This is a genomic window from Anaerotignum lactatifermentans DSM 14214 (genome assembly GCF_900142265.1).
GTDB classification, from domain to species: Bacteria; Bacillota; Clostridia; order Lachnospirales; family Anaerotignaceae; genus Anaerotignum; species Anaerotignum lactatifermentans.
On record NZ_FRAH01000007.1, the window covers coordinates 14,620 to 30,944 of the forward strand.

General features: G+C 50.2%; 24 protein-coding genes and 1 pseudogene. 11 read left to right on the plus strand and 14 right to left on the minus strand.

Annotated elements, in window-relative coordinates; all coding sequences use genetic code 11:
• Nucleotides 1-2: 2 nt before the first annotated feature.
• From BUB35_RS03120 to BUB35_RS03130, 3 genes are read left to right on the plus strand one after another with little or no spacing between them, the layout of a single operon-like run.
• Nucleotides 3-956, plus strand: a complete 954-nt coding sequence (locus tag BUB35_RS03120) for a hypothetical protein (protein WP_002569180.1) — start codon at nt 3-5, stop codon at nt 954-956.
• On the plus strand, nt 953-1,165 hold the full coding sequence (locus BUB35_RS03125; protein ID WP_004607965.1) for a transposon-transfer assisting family protein: 213 nt from the start codon (nt 953-955) through the stop codon (nt 1,163-1,165). The genes BUB35_RS03120 and BUB35_RS03125 overlap by 4 nt, the downstream gene beginning before the upstream one ends.
• A complete protein-coding gene (locus tag BUB35_RS03130; RefSeq protein ID WP_002569182.1) occupies nt 1,162-1,527 on the plus strand; it encodes a cysteine-rich VLP domain-containing protein in 366 nt (121 codons plus the stop codon). The genes BUB35_RS03125 and BUB35_RS03130 overlap by 4 nt, the downstream gene beginning before the upstream one ends.
• A 177-nt stretch (nt 1,528-1,704) precedes the next feature.
• On the opposite strand, the gene BUB35_RS03135 is transcribed toward BUB35_RS03130, so the two are convergent.
• The 4 genes from BUB35_RS03135 to BUB35_RS03150 form a co-directional block, all read right to left on the minus strand.
• Nucleotides 1,705-1,956 (minus strand): helix-turn-helix domain-containing protein, encoded by a 252-nt coding sequence (locus BUB35_RS03135; protein WP_002569183.1) that lies wholly within the window; start codon nt 1,954-1,956, stop codon nt 1,705-1,707.
• Nucleotides 1,957-2,019: 63 nt separating this feature from the next.
• The gene (locus BUB35_RS03140) at nt 2,020-3,366 is read right to left on the minus strand and encodes a relaxase/mobilization nuclease domain-containing protein (RefSeq protein WP_002569184.1); all 1,347 of its coding nucleotides are present in this window, start codon (nt 3,364-3,366) and stop codon (nt 2,020-2,022) included.
• Nucleotides 3,327-3,656: a plasmid mobilization protein gene (locus BUB35_RS03145; RefSeq protein ID WP_002569185.1), complete on the minus strand. Its 330-nt coding sequence runs from the start codon at nt 3,654-3,656 to the stop codon at nt 3,327-3,329. Before BUB35_RS03145 ends, BUB35_RS03140 begins: the two co-directional genes overlap by 40 nt.
• A 267-nt stretch (nt 3,657-3,923) precedes the next feature.
• Nucleotides 3,924-4,277, minus strand: a complete 354-nt coding sequence (locus BUB35_RS03150; RefSeq protein WP_002569186.1) for a helix-turn-helix transcriptional regulator — start codon at nt 4,275-4,277, stop codon at nt 3,924-3,926.
• A 384-nt stretch (nt 4,278-4,661) separates the two neighbouring features.
• On the opposite strand from BUB35_RS03150, the gene BUB35_RS03155 reads away from it, so the two are divergent.
• From BUB35_RS03155 to BUB35_RS03195, 7 genes are all read left to right on the plus strand, one after another.
• Nucleotides 4,662-4,841, plus strand: coding sequence for a cysteine-rich KTR domain-containing protein (locus BUB35_RS03155; protein ID WP_002588768.1), 180 nt, complete (start codon nt 4,662-4,664; stop codon nt 4,839-4,841).
• A 23-nt stretch (nt 4,842-4,864) separates the two neighbouring features.
• Complete coding sequence (gene rlmN, locus BUB35_RS03160; protein WP_002569187.1) at nt 4,865-5,854, plus strand: 23S rRNA (adenine(2503)-C(2))-methyltransferase RlmN; 990 nt, start codon at nt 4,865-4,867, stop codon at nt 5,852-5,854.
• 250 nt (nt 5,855-6,104) lie between these two features.
• Nucleotides 6,105-6,290 (plus strand): hypothetical protein, encoded by a 186-nt coding sequence (locus BUB35_RS03165; RefSeq protein WP_009243795.1) that lies wholly within the window; start codon nt 6,105-6,107, stop codon nt 6,288-6,290.
• A 101-nt stretch (nt 6,291-6,391) separates the two neighbouring features.
• Complete coding sequence (locus BUB35_RS03170; RefSeq protein WP_002569188.1) at nt 6,392-6,832, plus strand: RNA polymerase sigma factor; 441 nt, start codon at nt 6,392-6,394, stop codon at nt 6,830-6,832.
• Nucleotides 6,813-7,073, plus strand: a complete 261-nt coding sequence (locus tag BUB35_RS03175; RefSeq protein ID WP_002569189.1) for a helix-turn-helix domain-containing protein — start codon at nt 6,813-6,815, stop codon at nt 7,071-7,073. Before BUB35_RS03170 ends, BUB35_RS03175 begins: the two co-directional genes overlap by 20 nt.
• Before the next feature lie 477 nt (nt 7,074-7,550).
• Nucleotides 7,551-7,718 carry a transposon-encoded TnpW family protein gene (locus tag BUB35_RS03190; RefSeq protein ID WP_022621154.1) on the plus strand — a complete coding sequence of 56 codons (168 nt, stop codon included), beginning with the start codon at nt 7,551-7,553 and terminating at the stop codon, nt 7,716-7,718.
• A gap of 100 nt (nt 7,719-7,818) precedes the next feature.
• Entirely contained in the window at nt 7,819-9,495 is a 1,677-nt protein-coding gene (locus BUB35_RS03195) for a recombinase family protein (RefSeq protein WP_002569190.1), read from the plus strand.
• A 63-nt stretch (nt 9,496-9,558) separates the two neighbouring features.
• On the opposite strand, the pseudogene BUB35_RS03200 reads toward BUB35_RS03195, so the two are convergent.
• From BUB35_RS03200 to BUB35_RS03235, 8 genes and pseudogenes are all read right to left on the minus strand, one after another.
• Nucleotides 9,559-9,747, minus strand: a pseudogene (locus BUB35_RS03200) (recombinase family protein); the annotation flags it as partial.
• A gap of 72 nt (nt 9,748-9,819) precedes the next feature.
• Entirely contained in the window at nt 9,820-9,987 is a 168-nt protein-coding gene (locus tag BUB35_RS19205) for a hypothetical protein (RefSeq protein WP_021659593.1), read from the minus strand.
• Between the two features lie 267 nt (nt 9,988-10,254).
• Entirely contained in the window at nt 10,255-11,613 is a 1,359-nt protein-coding gene (locus BUB35_RS03210; RefSeq protein ID WP_021659591.1) for a virulence-associated E family protein, read from the minus strand.
• The gene (locus BUB35_RS03215) at nt 11,573-12,277 is read right to left on the minus strand and encodes a CHC2 zinc finger domain-containing protein (protein WP_021659590.1); all 705 of its coding nucleotides are present in this window, start codon (nt 12,275-12,277) and stop codon (nt 11,573-11,575) included. The genes BUB35_RS03210 and BUB35_RS03215 overlap by 41 nt, the downstream gene beginning before the upstream one ends.
• The gene (locus BUB35_RS03220; RefSeq protein WP_044992651.1) at nt 12,274-13,518 is read right to left on the minus strand and encodes a plasmid recombination protein; all 1,245 of its coding nucleotides are present in this window, start codon (nt 13,516-13,518) and stop codon (nt 12,274-12,276) included. Before BUB35_RS03220 ends, BUB35_RS03215 begins: the two co-directional genes overlap by 4 nt.
• Nucleotides 13,515-13,748, minus strand: coding sequence for a hypothetical protein (locus BUB35_RS18805; protein ID WP_021659588.1), 234 nt, complete (start codon nt 13,746-13,748; stop codon nt 13,515-13,517). Before BUB35_RS18805 ends, BUB35_RS03220 begins: the two co-directional genes overlap by 4 nt.
• A gap of 197 nt (nt 13,749-13,945) precedes the next feature.
• On the minus strand, nt 13,946-14,251 hold the full coding sequence (locus tag BUB35_RS03230) for a hypothetical protein (protein ID WP_021659587.1): 306 nt from the start codon (nt 14,249-14,251) through the stop codon (nt 13,946-13,948).
• A complete protein-coding gene (locus tag BUB35_RS03235; protein ID WP_242949187.1) occupies nt 14,235-14,672 on the minus strand; it encodes a hypothetical protein in 438 nt (145 codons plus the stop codon). Before BUB35_RS03235 ends, BUB35_RS03230 begins: the two co-directional genes overlap by 17 nt.
• Before the next feature lie 218 nt (nt 14,673-14,890).
• On the opposite strand from BUB35_RS03235, the gene BUB35_RS03240 reads away from it, so the two are divergent.
• On the plus strand, nt 14,891-15,739 hold the full coding sequence (locus BUB35_RS03240; protein WP_021659585.1) for a helix-turn-helix domain-containing protein: 849 nt from the start codon (nt 14,891-14,893) through the stop codon (nt 15,737-15,739).
• Nucleotides 15,740-15,819: 80 nt separating this feature from the next.
• Here the strand turns inward: BUB35_RS03240 and BUB35_RS03245 are convergent, their stop codons facing one another.
• Together BUB35_RS03245 and BUB35_RS03250 are read right to left on the minus strand one after the other, a co-directional pair.
• The gene (locus BUB35_RS03245; RefSeq protein ID WP_021659584.1) at nt 15,820-16,122 is read right to left on the minus strand and encodes a hypothetical protein; all 303 of its coding nucleotides are present in this window, start codon (nt 16,120-16,122) and stop codon (nt 15,820-15,822) included.
• Nucleotides 16,123-16,133: 11 nt separating this feature from the next.
• Nucleotides 16,134-16,316 (minus strand): hypothetical protein, encoded by a 183-nt coding sequence (locus tag BUB35_RS03250; protein WP_021659583.1) that lies wholly within the window; start codon nt 16,314-16,316, stop codon nt 16,134-16,136.
• Nucleotides 16,317-16,325 lie beyond the last annotated feature (9 nt).

Below are 16,325 nucleotides of genomic sequence, written 5' to 3' on the forward strand. Positions count from 1 at the left end.
CCATGCCGAAACAGAGTAAATTTGAGAACGTGGATTTGTTCGCTTCCCTCAATGCGGTTATGAAGCAGAACACAGGCTTTTACCAGAGCGACTTGGAGATTGACAAGGAGATTATCGCAAAGGCGGCGGCAAGCCCCCGCAAGGAGGACAAGACCCTTTTGTGGTTCTGCCGCCCGTCCGGGACGCATTGCTTCCGGGAGCGCGACGTTTTCCTCAAAGACACCGCGCCCCACAACACATGGCGTTTCTACATGGAGCAGACGAGCGACCGCGTCCTTGCCTATGCAATCGAGCTAACGGGGACGGAGCGCGGGAAAATCAAGGGCAATCTGTACGAACTGGACTACGCTAAACATTATGAGCGCGTCAAGGAAAAGGAGCTGCCCGCCGATACGGTGAAGCTGATTTATGAGCATGGGGAACGGGAGATACCCGCCGGACAGTTTTTCAACGGCAATCCCGATTATGAGCTTGGAAAGTTTGAACGCTTTGAAGCCGTACCCAACGACCCGGACGCGCTGCAATCGCTCTTACAGGAAGAACGGCGCAGCCGGGAGCAGCTTCCGCCGGGGGATTTCAAGGCGCATATCGCCGCATTGCGGGACGGGCTGATTGAAACGGAAGCGCGGCGCATTGTACGGGAAATGAAGCGGCACGACACGCCGAACAGCCCCAACAAGACCCATTTCATGGTAGAGCTTTCCCCGGCGTTCATGCAGCTTGCAGCCACAAAGGACACTGACCGCCTTTTCTCCATGCTGCCCTACAAGACCCTTGCCTTTTCCAAAATCGAGGGCAGACATGGGACGTATGCGCTGATTGACAAGGGGGAGAACCGGGACAGGAAGATAAGGAAGCCCCGCCCCTCTATCCGGGCGCAGCTTAAAGCAGACAAGGCAAAGACCGCCCCGAAAAAGGCGGCGGCAAAAACAAAAAATCACGATATGGAGGTATGAGCATGATTAGACTGACTGTTGAAGAAACAAACCTTTTGAGCATTTACAACGAGGGCGGCAAGCGGGCTTTGATTGAGAATGTCAACGCCGCGCTGCCCTACATGGACGCGGATATGCGGGAGCTTGCAAAGCGCACCCTTTCCAAAGTGGACGCTTTGACCGAAGCGGAATTTGCAGAGCTTCCCATTTACGCCGCTGATGAAGTATGAACGGGGTTAAGCGGCTGACGCCGCCCCAGAGCCGGAAAGTCAACGCCCTTGTGCGCCGGACGTGCTGCAATTATGATAACGGGAACTGTATCTTACTGGACGACGGGGACGAGTGCGTTTGTCCGCAGCTCATTTCCTATTCGCTTCTCTGCAAGTGGTTCCGGGCTGCGGTGCTTCCCGCCGACAGGCTACTCTATGCGGAGCTTTACCAGACAGGGGACAAGAAGAAGTGTACCGAGTGCGGCGCGTTCTTTGCGTCAACCTCTAACAGTGTCAAATACTGCCCCGTCTGCCGGAAGCGTATCACCCGCAGACAAGCTGCCGAGCGCATGAGGAAAAGACGCACCCCTGTTACGCAGTAGGTGCGGAAAATCCCTTGATTTACAGGGCTTTCCGGGCGTGAAAATCGGATAGGCGATACTTTATACCTTTACCCCCGAAAATGGCGTTCTACTGCGTAACATTCACGAAAACAGCACCCATAAAAAGACAGGGCGCGGAAGTCATATACTGGCTTCCGCGCCCTGTTCTTTTTTTGCCTATCTGACATTTCCCTTTTCCATTTCTTCAAGCGGGAACTGCGGGAGGGCTTCTATCAGCTTCTTTGTGATAGACTGGCGCATATCTTCGTTGATTTCCTGTTTCGTGCTTCCGTCTGGCTGTCTGACCGCTACCGTCGATAGCCTGTCGATTTCGTCCTTGTAGCAATCCACGACTTTCTCCACCGCCCATTTCTCCCCGGCAACGGCGGCGCGTATGGTTTCATATTCCGGCATTTTCTGGTTTTCCATGCTCAACGCTCCTCTGCTTTTTGATAGCCCTATCATAGCACAGCGGCGGGGATTTTGCTATCCTTATCCGCGTTCTGTTTCCTTTTCCCGTTCCGGCTGTCTGTCTGCCTGTAAAATGCTGTCAATGTTCTGCTTGATAATATCATATTCCCGGACTTTCTTTTTCAATTTTCCATAGTCGGCGTAAAGGGCTTCTTTCTGCGCTTGGAGGGCTTCATACTCCGATTGCAGCGCGGCGAGGTTCGGGAGCTTCGCAATGCCCGCCGCTTTCAGTGACCTTACGGCGGCTTCATGGAGGATAATTGCCTGTTCCTGTCCGGCGCGGTACTTCTCCCTGTTCCTTGCCTTGCGGTATGCGTCATAGACAGGCTTTGTCTTTTGATAGGTGGAAACATTCTTGATAAGCACCGCCATTTCCGCAAGCCGCTTTTCGGCGTTCTTCAATGCGTCTGCCGCCTGTCCGCTTTCCGCTGCCATTTCCTCAATCCGGCTGACTAAATCCGCGTACTGCTCAATCTTATGTTCCGTCAAGAAATTCATTGTTTTAGCTGCCTGTTTCAGATTGTGGATTTTCGCCCACTGTTCATAGCCCTTACTCTGCGCTGCCTTGATACTGTTCTCAATGTCGATAAGCAGCGACACGCCGCGCTGCTCTCTGGGAGCTTTCGCCACCTTTGTCCGTCTGCCCGCTATCCGTTCCCTTACGGCTTCCTCTGTATAGTCTGCGCCGAGGGTTTTAAGGCGGGTGAAGCGTTCCTGTCCGGGGGCGCGGCATGATACATATTTCCCCGGCTTTATCTCATAGCCCGCCGCCTGTAACCGCGTTAGCAATTCCTCAAAACTGGAAACTTGGGGGATAAGCGCGTCAACAGTGGTTTTCAGCTTGCCTTTCCAACTTGTACCCGTCTTTTCTGCCTGGTACTCCGCATAGCTCTTTCCCTTGCTGCCCTTGCCGGGGACGACAACGGACAAGCCATTTTCCCGGCACAGCTTGTCGCTCATGTTCCGTATGCCGTAATAGCTCCTTTTGTTGGAATTGTATTTATGGTGGTCTACAAAGTTCACCGCGCAAAAAATGATATGGTTATGGACGTGTCCTTTGTCAATGTGCGTCGTGAGTACATACTCATGCTGCCCCTTTGTTACCGCGTCGGCAAGCTGCTTTCCGATTTCATGGGCTTTCTGATAATCGACTTCCCCCGGCTCAAAGGACTGTATCAGATGAAAGGCTAAATTGTTCCCCTTTTGGAGTGCTTGCGACAGGGTATATTCAAACTCAATATCTGCCGTTTCATAGGAGCAACCGAAAGAGGACACAAGCATTTTCCCGTCCGTCTTGTCCGGGTTTTCGATATAGTCAAGGGCTTTGCTTAGAGTGCTTTTAATAGGCTTAATCTTTGTAACCGCCATATCTCCGCAAGCACCCCCTTTATTTCCTCTATGTCCTCTTGGTATGCGTTCCCCGTCGCGTTTACGCGGCGTGCTATCTGGTTGACGTTGACACCGATTTTCTGTATCTCTGCGGTCATAGCCTTTATATCGGCGTGGTCTATCTGAATGATATACCCGTCAATGGCAATCTTCCGCAGATACGCCGCCATGTTCCGGGTGGGTACGAGCTTCATTTTTTCCAGTATTAAATCCCGTTCCGCTTCCGTCACTCTGAATTTGATTTGCACTGTCCTTTTGCGTCCGTCCATGTGTTCGCTCCTTTCCTTTCCGTTCCGAGGGTTTGGGACACTTCCCAACAAGCAATTTTCAACCGACGCGCCGCAGCGCGGGAGGGCGAAAATACGGAAGTGGTACCCGCTTCCTATGCTTGCTACGAATGTTTTTATCCTTTAGGCTCTTATCACCTACTACGGAGAAAAAGCGATTTTGCCAAACTTACGCAAAAGAAAAACGCTGCAACCTCAAAAAAGATTACAACGCTTTCTAAATCCTGTTCAGTTTTAAGTCGGACATTCCTATTCGCCCTCTTTTTCGACTTCGGAAATCTCCTTTGCCGTTGCGGTTACAATCCGTATGCCTGTATCGCTCATACCGTCAAGAAGCGCGTCAAGCTGCCGCCGCTGCGTGTTCTTCTCCGGCGGCGTTTCTAAAAGGAATTGGTCTACGGATATATGGTAACGCTGTATCAGCTCAAAGAATATCTGTAAACTTGGGTGCTGCCCCTTGTTCTCAATGTTCGCAAGGTAGCGCGGCGAGATAAACATTTCGTCGCCTACTTTCTTGCGGCTCTCCTTGCATCCCTCACGCGCTGCCTTTATCGCTGCCCCAAAAGCCTTAAAGTCGTATCGTGGTACTGGTCTTTTTGCCATAGTTATTCACCCTATTACATTTTACTGTTCCCCTTTCTTCTTGGATATGTCTACGTAGTTCTATCAGTTAGCCAAAATAATTCATATATATATATGTTGACAACAAGCTGCTTTTGTATATAATATTATATAAAAGGGGGGGAATGTTTATGTTACATAGCATGCGTATTCGATAAGCATTGAAATCAAAAAAGATTTTTCCCATTTTCAATATGGGCTTTTTTGTCATGCTTATTTTGCGTATGCTATACAACAAAACTAACGACGTATAGACATAGTATAAAAACTATGCCTTAATTTTGTTGTAGTATTATATGTATAAATGCAGGTCAATGCTCATGTTGAGAATTGACCTGCATTTTTTTGCGCAAAAGGAGAAATATTATGCTTGAAAAATATTGGATAAAATGTCCAATTTGTAACGGAAAGACGAGGGTTCAAGTATTTTATAATACGGTATTAAGAAATTTTCCTCTTTTCTGCCCTAAATGTAAATTAACGCATATCGTTGATGTTGAAAAACTAGAAATCATAATCAAAAACTCTGAAAAACAAACTTTTTAATTTTGAAAAGGAAGGATATTTAAATGAAACACTTACCTAAAAGTACACCTACGGAAATATTGAATGACCCATACGGATTTACTTACAAAGAAATGTCGGAAGTAATTGGAGAGGATAAAGCAAGAGCCTTATATACGGAATTGTATAAACAGCCATTTCACAAAGAAAATCTATCAATATCAACAAAAAAAGTCTATAAAAGTAGCGATACTGAAAAGTATGTTTATGAATTGAAAGATAACAGGTATATTGAAACGGTTTTTATTAAACGGCGAGATGGTGGGACTGTTTGCGTAAGTACGCAAGTTGGTTGTTCTGTTGGCTGTATTTTTTGTGAGTCCGGACGCAATGGTTTTGTTCGTAATCTAACACCGTCTGAAATTGTGCAGCAGGTTGTATTGATACGTCAAAAAGTAAATCGTATCGTTTTTATGGGAATGGGAGAACCTTTATTCAATTACGACAACTTGATTGCAGCAATCCATATTCTTCGAGATAGAAATGGACTTAACTTTCCAACCGACGGCATTACCGTATCAACAGTTGGTCCAGTTAATCAATTAAAAAAATTGCGCGAAGAACATCTAAAAATTCAGTTGACAATATCTTTACATGCAGCAACACAGGCTGCGAGAAACTGTATCATTCCTCATATGCACATGTACGCTATTGAAGATGTTGTTAAGCAAGCATTGTCCTATTCTCAAAGGCATAATCGAAAAGTGGTATTTGCGTATTTGCTTTTACCAGGTATAAATGACCGTTCCTCAGATATAAGGCAACTTGCAAAATGGTTTAAGGGCAAAAATGTTATGATTAACGTGCTGCAATACAACCCGACGAGTAATTCAAAAATTAGAGCACCACAAAAACAAGAAATGGTTGCGTTCAAACATCAATTAGAGCAAACAGGACTTGAAGTTACCATGAGAGTTTCTCATGGTAGAGAGATTAAAGCAGCTTGTGGACAGTTAGCTAATACATATAATAAAGCCAAAAAACAACAGAAATAATTTAATTAAAAGAGCCAGACGCACAGACGCAGAGCCGATAATATGCAGTTTGAAATACTGCTGTTATCGGCTCTTTTTTGATTTTAATTTGTGCCCCTAATAACCATATTGGAGCAAAATCAGAACTGTTGCTTGTCGTTCTTTGATTTCCGCAGCAGCTTTGAAAAATCAAAGCCGCCGTTTCTTTTTATCTTCTAATGAAATGACGCGGTATCACTGTTGAAATCGGCGGCTAAAGGAGGTAGCCGCCATGAAGCAAAAAGCATATCGACAAAATCCGACAGTTATTGACTTATCAAAAAAAGCCCGCCCACCACCGGGGGAAACTACGCTTATATATATGAACTGTCTAATCATCTGGATACTGCTTACAATGCCTATGCGCCCGTCCGGGCTTTTCGGACGGGCGCATTTTGTACGTTCAAAAAATTTTTGAAGAAATTTCAAAAAATCTTCGGCGTTTTTGAAAAACGCCGTATTGCCCCGCGAAAAGGGGGGAAGCACCACCAACTTTCCAACGAGAAAGGAGGTGAGAATGTGGAACCTAATAGCAGGGAGTTTTACAAACAGTGTGCTTTTCAGAAGTTTTGTAATACGGTATTGCACAATGAAGCTTGCGACACCCATAGAGAACTTCGCAGACACAAGGCAAAGGAAGTGACCTTTTCCGACATGACCTTAGACGAAGCGCGGCAGCTTCATACGTTTGATGAATATTTCAAACGTGAAGCCGCCGAAACCGTCTTTGAGAAAGCCGGGAAGAAAATCACGCCAAAGCTGCTTCTTGAAGCAATCCGTACTTTGCCGGAAGAAAAGCGCAAAGCCATATTGCTGTATTACTTCGAGGGAATGAACGATACCGAGATTGCGGAGCTGTTCAACACGTCGAGAAGCACGATACAGTACAGGCGGACAAGCTCTTTTGAGAAATTAAGAAAATATCTGGAGGAAAATGCTGATGAATGGGACGAATGGTAACGAACCCGGCTACCCGGAAAATGCCCTTGTTCCTTATCCTGTCATTGTGGCAGCGACAAAGGGCGACCCGGACGCCATGAAGATTGTCTTGCAGCATTTCAGCGGCTACATAGCCCGCCTCTCCATGCGGAAGCTGTACGACGAGCGCGGGAACGTCTATTTTGGCGTAGACCACGACATTCGGGAACGGCTGCAAGCAAAACTGATGATGGCTGTCCTCACCTTTAAGGCAGAGGAATAAACCGCAGCGGCGGCGGGACGCTTTCTCTCTCCCCCTTTTCCGTTCCGCTGCTGACGCGGCAGCAAAGCCATTCTGAACCTTGACAAAGAAAGCGGCGCAAGATAACGGCGGCGCAGCATAGGGCAAATCGGATACGTTCCTTTTGCGCCGAGCCATACGGCGGGTGCGCCATGACGCTATCCGGGTGAGGTTATCCCCGCCCGGACAGCCGAGCGACCAACACCGCGCCGGAAAGCAAGTGTAGCGGCTTGCGGGCGACGACACGCAGAATATACAATGATACTTCCTTACAGCCACAGTCCGAGCGTTAAGAGCGTCGCAGGCAATGGGTAGGGCGGCATGAGAACCATGCCGGGGTGAAATTCCCATGAGGTTATGCTAATAACCGTCCGATTAAAGCCTTTGTTTTATTGAATAGTGGACTTGCTGCTATTCATAGACTATATTATATGTTTGCGAAAGAAAGGGGGATTTTCTTTGACGCAAAACCAAACGCCCGTTACCACAACGGAGCATAAAATAGGAAAAGTTACTTACCTTGTATGTTCGTCCGCAAGTGAACGCGCAACGGACACACTGGATAAAAAGATAAAAAAACTCATTCGCAAAGACATGGAACTGAACCCCGCAAACGCCCGGAAATAGGGCGTTTCTTCACATTTTATACATGACACAGGCAGCGGTATGTGGTATAATATAGACAGTACAAATACCATGCTTGTCTGTCGTCGGAAAGGAGGACAAAATGTTACAGACAGACAAGATTACCGCTTTATATTGCAGATTGAGCCAGGAAGATATGCAAGCCGGGGAAAGCGAGAGCATACAGAACCAAAAACTGATTTTACAAAAGTATGCTGACGAACACCACTTTTTCAACACGCGCTTTTTCGTAGACGACGGATTTTCCGGCGTGAGCTTTGAGCGTGAGGGGCTTCAAGCCATGCTGCATGAGGTTGAAGCCGGGAACGTGGCGACCGTCATAACAAAAGACCTTTCCCGTCTGGGACGTAATTATCTGAAAACCGGGGAGCTGATAGAGATTGTCTTTCCCGAATATGAAGTGCGCTACATTGCCATTAACGACGGTGTAGACACAGCAAGGGAAGATAACGAGTTTACCCCTCTGCGGAACTGGTTCAACGAGTTTTACGCCCGCGACACCTCAAAGAAAATCCGGGCTGTCAAACAGGCAAAGGCGCAGAAAGGCGAGCGCGTCAACGGCGAAGCTCCTTACGGCTACCTTATCGACCCGGATAACCGCAATCATCTGATACCCGACCCGGAAACGGCGCACGTCGTAAAACAGATTTTTGCAATGTATGTACGGGGCGACCGTATGTGTGAAATCCAGAACTGGCTGCGGGACAATGAAATACTGACCGTCGGGGAACTGCGCTACCGCAGGACAGGGAGCAAACGCCACCCCCGCCCACAGCTCAACGCATGGTACAACTGGCCGGATAAGACGCTGTACGACATTCTGACAAGGAAAGAATATTTAGGGCATACCATAACCGGGAAAACCTACAAGGTATCTTATAAGTCGAAAAAGACGAAAAAGAACCCGGAGGAAAAAAGGTATTTCTTCCCCAACACTCACGAACCTTTGATTGATGAAGAAACCTTTGAACTTGCACAGAAGCGGATTGCCACCCGGCAACGCCCGACAAAGGTTGATGAAATTGACCTGTTTTCCGGGCTGCTCTTTTGCGGGGACTGCGGCTACAAAATGTATGCAGTACGCGGAGCCGGGACGCTTGAACGGAAACACGCCTACACTTGCGGCAACTACCGCAACCGGGCAAGAAATGATATGCTCTGCACTACGCATTATATCCGCAAAAGCGTATTGAAAGAACTTGTCCTTGCAGACTTGCAGCGAGTAACGTCTTATGTGAAAGAGCATGAACAGGAGTTTATCGAAACAGCCAACGAGTGCAGCGCAAAGGCAGTACAAAAGACGCTGACACAGCAGCGGAAAGAGCTTGACAAGGCGCAGAACCGTATTAACGAGCTGAACATCTTATTCCGCAAGCTCTACGAGGACAACGCTTTAGGGAAACTTTCAGATGAACAATTTGCTTTTCTGACTTCCGGCTATGATGAAGAAAAAAAGACGCTGACCCGGAGGATTGCGGAGCTGTCACAGGAAATCGACAACGCCACCGAGCGCAGCGCGGACGTAAAAAGGTTTGTCGCACTGGTACGCAGATACACAGCGATTGAAGAACTGACCTACGAAAACGTCCATGAATTTATTGACCGTATTCTTATTCACGAACTGGATAAGGAAACGAACACCCGCAAAATCGAAATCTTTTATAGCTTTGTCGGCAGAGTTGATACAGGTGACAAGCCTACCGAAAGTATCTCCTATTTCAGACAGATAGGAGCCGACGTAAAGAGTTATGCTATCTAACATACATCAAAAAGAGGTAAGATAACACCCTCTGCAAAAAAGGTATCGTTATCTTACCTCAACAAAGTTGCGGCCCGTATAGCCGTCATCCACATAATACTCATACTGGAACATCCCATGCTTTTCCGCAAAGTCCCGAAGCATGATTTTCTGGTTGCTGATGCTCATGCTCTCATTGTCGCCGCCGTCATCGAGAGAGATGCGGCAGTAGAGAGCGGTAATTTTCTCATAGACTTGTTTTTTCCTGCTCATAGCGTTCTCCTTCTATGAACAGGGACACGATACCATTATAGTACCATGTCCCTGCCCCTGAATCAACCGTTTTTACGCAGCGTTTTCTGCCATTTCACGCTGTTCCAGCCATTCCTCGAAGTGTTCGCAGGTCTGGCGCTCGATCAGCTGCTCAAAGGTTTCCCGCATGGACTTCTCCCCGGAGAACTCCCGCACCACCACAAAACGGACTTTATTTTTCTGCTGCTTGCTTTTTTCCATAGGCTACCTCCATAGAGTGGCAGGCCAGACGGCAGCACCGGCAACGAAGTCCGGCAACGAACCTCTGAAAACCTGTAAACTACCGTCTGGCCTGCAAATCTTACTTTCTAAATTTTCTTGAAAAATCTCGTTGCTTTCGTTGCCGGAGATAATGATAAATATTAAAATATCCCTTATTTACGGGCTTTTCCCGTATCCAGACAGGGAAATCCCCGGCAACGAACCCGGCAACCAACTGGCAACTAACCCGGCAACAGACCGCCGTTTTCAGGCGATCCACTCCTTTGGAAGCTCCAACTGGCGGCATTCTTCCTCACTCAGTTCCACAAATCCATCTTCGTTGCCGGGCAGTTCGTTGCCGGAAACGTCCCGTTCCCAGCCCCTCTGTCTGCCATATCCGGCAAACATCCTCGGATTGGAGAAAGGTTTCCAGCCCGTCACCACCGTGTTCATAATCTCGTTGATATTGTGCAGCTGCCACCGCTTCGGCTCGTCATAGGTGTAGCCCAGCGCCTCCTTAAAGATCTGTTTGGAGCAGACCATGCTGCCGGTGTAGTGTTCCAGAAATCCCTGTATCTGCCCGGCCTCGGTGTCCTCTGGCATGAAATCCTTCTGCACCTCCACCAGCTGGCGCTGGATAGACTTGCTGAACTTCATGGAGTAGTGGCCGCTGCGGTAGATAATCATGGCCTCCGCCCAGACCTGCAACAGGTAGGCTCTGGAAGCGTCCTCGTCCTCCAAAATGTGAACCTCCGCATTCTCCGGGTAAATCATGATTGGAAGGAAACGCCGGTTCCCGGCCCGGTCAAGGGGCAGGAAGTCCAGCGTGTTGGATGAACCGCCAAACACGCACTGCCGCAGCCGGTCTTTGGGCTGGGCCTCATAGGGTGTGCGGTAGGTTTCCTTCTGGCGGCTGATAAAAGAGCGGATTTCCTCAATGCTTTTGGCGCTGCTGGTGGCCAGCATCTCTGACATCTCGATGATCCAATGGCCTTGCAGCTTCAAATATACCCGGTCATCGTCCAGCTTTTTCAGATCGTCACTGAACCACTCGTCCCGGATCGCCAGCAGACGGAAGAAGCTGGACTTACCAGCCCCCTGTCCGCCCACCAGACAGAGCATTTCCTCATATTTGGAGCCGGGGGAAAACACCCGCCGGATTGCGCCCAGCAGGAAGTGTTTCAGCATTTCCTCCACATAGTCGCTCTCGTCCGCACCTAAGAAGTGATGGAGACAGGAGCGGATGCGGGATGTCCCGTCCCAGACAAGGCCGTTCAGCACGTCCTGTATAGGATGGTAGCAGTTCTCATTCGCCACGATGGAGAGCGCCGCCGTCATCTTTTTCTCGCTGGTCAGGCCATAGTTCTGTTCAAAATAGAGAAGCAGATACTTCACGTCTGTATCCGTCAGGGCGCTGGTATTCCTGCGCCAGCCCAAATCCCGCACAATATCCACCCGGTCAGTCAGGAGGTTCAGGCGGATCGCCCCACGCAGGAGAGGGTCATGGCAGAACACCGTCCGGCAGTTGCCGATGGTGTTGGCGGGCTGGCCCTTTTCCGTGACGGACAGGCTTTCCCGCACCTCGTCAACGCTCCGCTCCGGCGCTAAGGCTTCGGCTACGCTCATGGCGGCCTGCCGGGTGGCTGGCGGTAAACTCTGATATTCGCTGCTCAATCTTCCTCACCTCTTTTCCGTATTCAGCGACCACGCAGGCCCGTTCCTCCATACTGCCGGACAAGAGAATATCCAGCAGATACTCCGTGTACGGTTTCTTTTGCAGGGCCTCCACAAACAGCGGATTCCATGTTTCCTCCGGCGTCTGCGGGGCGTATTCCTTCTCCCAGCGTTCCAGCAGATGCAGGTAATCGCACAGCACCCGGAAACATTTCTGCTCCGCCTGCCGGTAGCGCAGTTCCTCGCTGATTTTCCGTTTGACCGGCCTTTTGCGGGGCGGGTCATGGCCTTTGGCGTCATAGCGGACAGAAAAATCTTCCGCCAGCTTCAACGCCGCCTCCTTGTTGCTCAGGCCAAACAGACGGGCGGTAAAATCAATCACATCCCCGTCCGCCTGACAGCCGAAACAGTGGAACCGGCGGTCAACCTTCATGCTGGGATGTTTGTCATCGTGGAAGGGACAGCAGGCCATCCCGTTTCTGCCTACCGGAATCCCATAAAATTCCGCAGCCTGACTTGTGGTGACAGACTGCTTCACTGCTTCAAATACATTCGATTTTCTCACCTCCAGACAGAGAAAAAGGCACCCGTTTCCGCAGAAAATCAGGTGCCTCATAACTCCATATCATGTTTCTTGTTCGGAACGATCCGCCCCTCACGTTCCCAGCGTTCCCGGTTATCCCGGTCAGCGTCCACCTTGCCTTTCGACAGCTTCTCCAAGATGGATTCTCTGGCCTTCTCCTTAATCTTCTCCTTACCGGCCTTCTTGACCTCCGGCTGCATAAGCGTTTTCTGGATTTTTGCCAAAGCGTTCTGCATGACCCGCTTGATTTTGGTAATCACTCCATCCAGGCGGGCGGCGGCGTAGTCACGCTCCTTCTTCGGGGCCTTCCGTTCCGGCGAAAGCACCCACTTTTTTGTTTCCTCAATCAGACGAATATCTTCTTTGTGTGTCTCCTGCCGGACAGTATCGGTCACCACCTCCACCGCCTTGTCGTAGGCCACATCGGAAACATCGTCCAGCAGCGTCTCCACGTCCTCGATTTTGAGTGTCAGTTCTTCCAGCTTCTGCTCCTGCGCCGCCAGCTGCTCCTTCTGCTTCATCAGGATATAGTCCTGCTTTTCCAGATACTCCCGCCCGCCGTAGGACGGCTCCTGATCCAGATGCAGCCCATGCCGCTTTGTGATGTCAAACAGGATCGTCCGGCAGACCGCATCGAAGGTCTGTTTCCGGTTGTTGTGCCTGCCTTTTGGCTTGTCCTGGTTCGGGAGAGGGATGCCCAGTTCCTCCAGCGCCTTCTCCTGCTGGGGACACAATTCCCCGTAGCGGTTCTGGCAGTCAAACACATGGCGCTCGTGGATGTGGGGCGTCCCCTCGTCCAGATGAAGCGCCCAGTCTAAGATGTGGATATGGGAACCAAAACGGCGCTCGAATTCCTCATAGAACTCGTTGACGATACGAAAGAGCGTTTCCGGCGGGACGGATTCTTCCAGCGTGCCGATCTGATAGATGCTTTCCTCCGGGCAGGTCTTGTTGTTTTTCAGCAAGTCCTCCACGGTGCGGTTGCGCTCTGTGTGCCGGGTTTTCTCATTCCGGGCGTTCTGCGCCTCCATATGGTCAGAATAATGCTCGTAGTAGTACATCCGCTCGATTTCTTCAAAGCTGAAATCCGGCTGCTCCGGGTTCTCCCGGAACTCGTGTGTCGTGAAGCCCCGGTAGCAATCCCAGTAGATGTTTTGTCTGGCCCGCTCGGCGTCAATGTGTTCGCTGTTCTCCACATCGAACCGGCGGTCATTGTGGCGGGGATTGTAGGTGCCATGCTTGCCGGAGCGCCCGTTGTGTCGTGTCAGTTTCAAACAATTTTCCTCCTTCCTGCGAAGATGTTCCGGGGACGGGGGAAGGGCGGCGAAGCCGCAAATCCTGCGAAAGTCTGCGTCAGGTAATACCCAGTACAAGTTGACGCAGGCATCAACTTTCCCTGGGCAAGGCGCTTCGCCCTTGACCCGATGGGGCGGCTGCCCTCAACCTGCCAATGGGCGTTGCCCCTTGACCCCAGCAGTGCGCTGCCGCCCCTGCACCCCGCCACAAAGGGCTTGCCGCCCTCTGTACTCCCGCTCCGGCGAAGCTGGCTTCCACCGCAGAAGCGGTTTCCGCCAGTTTCACCGGCTCCGCATCCACACAGTTACGCCTATCGGCGGGAAGTGGATACGGAATACGCCTGCGGGGATTGCCGGTCAAAACGCCGGGTGCAGACCCGGCATTTTTGCCGTAATCGCCCCGATTTCAGGCGATTTTTTCTTCTGCCGTTACCACCTGAAAGCCATGCTCTCTGGCGTAAGCACTGGCGGCGGCTTTCCGTTCCTCGCTGTAAGGCGGGATGAGCCGGATTGACAGCCGGGACTTGTCCAATATATAGGTTACGCTGCCCTCTGGCGTGCTGCGCTCCAACCGGCACAGCAGCGGATATTTCCGGCTGAACTCCGCCAGCCTGCGCTTCAAACTGGCGTTGAAGGTGTAAATGCTGGCAAGGTTCTCCGCCTCGTTCCAGTTGATGATGGTTTCTTTCTCATATTTAGACAGCTTCGTCATACAAATCCTCCTCATAATCGGTGTAAGATTTCAGCACACGCAGGCTGCGCTTGAGACGGCGGTACTCGTCCATCTCCATGCGCAGATGGTGGTAAAAAGCCTCGTACCAGCTTTCGTCCACCTCCGTCTCCATTTTCCGGGCCAGACCCAGCATCCGGCGTTTGGCCTCCGGGTCAACCGTCAGGGCTGTCAGCCATTTCAACCGTGTCACCGTGTTGTGATGGCTGGGACAGGCGAAAGCGTAGAGAATCTTCTTTTCTTTCATACTCAGTGTCATAATGATTTTCCTCCATTTCTTTGCTGCGGAGCCATGCACCCCGCATGATAAACTTGTTTCTTTCCGCCGGTCTGCCTGCAAGCAGCTCCTGCCCGGAATTTCTCCCGGCGTATCGGCCTCTTTGGTGCGCTCGATTTCTGTCATGGCGCCACTTCCCCGGAGGTCATACCCCTTGCAGCCGGTCATTCGATTTTCAAGGTTCAGTGCCTGTCTGCAAGAATGATTTTATCGAAAAAAGAGGGCCGCTCCCGTATATCCAAGACGTTGGAAAAACGCACGAAATCCTCATATTTCCACGCTTATGGAATCGTGCTATAATGGGTGTATTCACTGAAAAACGATAACGAGAGAGGGGGCATTGGATGTACACAAAGCTGTCAATCCCGGAGCGGCTCAAAGACTTGCGGGTGGTAGACAAGCACCTGACGCTGGAACAGCTGGCGGAGCAGACCGGCCTGTCCAGATCGGCGCTGGGAAAATATGAAAGCGATGATTATAAGGACATCAGCCCGTTTGCGATTGCAACGCTGGCGGAATTTTATGGTGTGTCCACCGACTATCTGATGGGGCTGTCCGAAAATAAAAATCACCCAAACACAGAGCTTCAATCTCTGCATCTGAGTGACGATATGGTGGAACTTTTGAGCAGCGGCAGGATCAACAACCGGCTTCTCTGCGAACTGGCTACGCATCCAAACTTCCAGCGGCTGATGACCGATATGGAAATCTTCATTGACCGGATTGCCGATATGCGGGTGGAGCAGATGAACCTGATCCTCGAAGCCACCCGACAGACCGTCATCAACAGCCATGCGCCGGGAGAGAACGACCTTTATATGCGGACGCTGGAATTAGGGCAGATACAGGAGAGTGACTTTTTCAGCCATGTCCTGCATGACGATCTGGACAACATTGTCCGGGACATACGGGAGGCACATCTAAAGGACAAGACCACCGCCGACCCGCAGCCCACGTTGGAGGACGTCAAGGAACAATTTGAACAGGCTGTCCAGCAAGGCAGCGATGTGGAAATGCTGATACATGAATTCTGCGATAAGTTGCAGATACCCTTTGAGAAGATTTCCTCGGAGGATTTCTCAGCGTTCCTTCGGATACTGAGCCTGTCCAAGATGCTCAAAAATCCCAACAACATGAGGGGGAAGGCCAAGCCGCAGCCGTACTATGCGCCCAAGCGGAAGAAACGCAGGTAGAGAAAAAGCCGCCCAACCTGTACCGTTGGACGGCTTTCGACCCGTTTGCGGGTGGAATAAAATATGCGGTTATACATCCGTTAGCTGACTGTTTTCATCAGCTTTTTCATAAACTTCCAGAGACGGATGCCATCTTTGAGGCCCAGCCGGTAAAAGAAGCATTCGCTTTCTGCGCCGGAATCGAAGATGGAATCGCAGTAGTGCCTTACAGCGTCCTTCTGTTCCTCAGACAATACGCTGATCGCTTTTTCATACTCGGTTTCCAAACGAAGGTAGTCCGCTTTTTTCTCCTTGCCGGTTTCTGCCTCCCGCCATTTAGCGAACTGGCTCTGCATCCGCTCCTGAATCATCAAATCAACCAGTTTTTCTATATCTGTACCCATAAGCGCCCTCCTTATGCTGGACGGATATAATTCCGGTATGTTTCCAGGACGGAATCCGACACACCGCTTTTATACACTTTGCGAATGTCGGAGATTTCCTCTTGCTTCAGCAGTTTCAGCCATTTCAGCAGTTCAGCCCTGCCGTTGGCAAAGTTACAGCAGCGCCCATCGGCGTATTCGATACGGTATCTCATAGACAGGCA

Coding starts and splice junctions, on each gene's coding strand:
- BUB35_RS03120 (WP_002569180.1), top strand. CDS start 3: ATGCCGAAACAGAGTAAATTTGAGAACGTGGATTTGTTCGCTTCCCTC.
- BUB35_RS03125 (WP_004607965.1), top strand. CDS start 953: ATGAGCATGATTAGACTGACTGTTGAAGAAACAAACCTTTTGAGCATT.
- BUB35_RS03130 (WP_002569182.1), top strand. CDS start 1,162: ATGAACGGGGTTAAGCGGCTGACGCCGCCCCAGAGCCGGAAAGTCAAC.
- BUB35_RS03135 (WP_002569183.1), bottom strand. CDS start 1,956: ATGGAAAACCAGAAAATGCCGGAATATGAAACCATACGCGCCGCCGTT.
- BUB35_RS03140 (WP_002569184.1), bottom strand. CDS start 3,366: ATGGCGGTTACAAAGATTAAGCCTATTAAAAGCACTCTAAGCAAAGCC.
- BUB35_RS03145 (WP_002569185.1), bottom strand. CDS start 3,656: ATGGACGGACGCAAAAGGACAGTGCAAATCAAATTCAGAGTGACGGAA.
- BUB35_RS03150 (WP_002569186.1), bottom strand. CDS start 4,277: ATGGCAAAAAGACCAGTACCACGATACGACTTTAAGGCTTTTGGGGCA.
- BUB35_RS03155 (WP_002588768.1), top strand. CDS start 4,662: ATGCTTGAAAAATATTGGATAAAATGTCCAATTTGTAACGGAAAGACG.
- rlmN (WP_002569187.1), top strand. CDS start 4,865: ATGAAACACTTACCTAAAAGTACACCTACGGAAATATTGAATGACCCA.
- BUB35_RS03165 (WP_009243795.1), top strand. CDS start 6,105: ATGAAGCAAAAAGCATATCGACAAAATCCGACAGTTATTGACTTATCA.
- BUB35_RS03175 (WP_002569189.1), top strand. CDS start 6,813: ATGAATGGGACGAATGGTAACGAACCCGGCTACCCGGAAAATGCCCTT.
- BUB35_RS03195 (WP_002569190.1), top strand. CDS start 7,819: ATGTTACAGACAGACAAGATTACCGCTTTATATTGCAGATTGAGCCAG.
- BUB35_RS19205 (WP_021659593.1), bottom strand. CDS start 9,987: ATGGAAAAAAGCAAGCAGCAGAAAAATAAAGTCCGTTTTGTGGTGGTG.
- BUB35_RS03210 (WP_021659591.1), bottom strand. CDS start 11,613: ATGAGCGTAGCCGAAGCCTTAGCGCCGGAGCGGAGCGTTGACGAGGTG.
- BUB35_RS03215 (WP_021659590.1), bottom strand. CDS start 12,277: ATGAGGCACCTGATTTTCTGCGGAAACGGGTGCCTTTTTCTCTGTCTG.
- BUB35_RS03230 (WP_021659587.1), bottom strand. CDS start 14,251: ATGACGAAGCTGTCTAAATATGAGAAAGAAACCATCATCAACTGGAAC.
- BUB35_RS03235 (WP_242949187.1), bottom strand. CDS start 14,672: ATGACAGAAATCGAGCGCACCAAAGAGGCCGATACGCCGGGAGAAATT.
- BUB35_RS03240 (WP_021659585.1), top strand. CDS start 14,891: ATGTACACAAAGCTGTCAATCCCGGAGCGGCTCAAAGACTTGCGGGTG.
- BUB35_RS03245 (WP_021659584.1), bottom strand. CDS start 16,122: ATGGGTACAGATATAGAAAAACTGGTTGATTTGATGATTCAGGAGCGG.
- BUB35_RS03250 (WP_021659583.1), bottom strand. CDS start 16,316: ATGAGATACCGTATCGAATACGCCGATGGGCGCTGCTGTAACTTTGCC.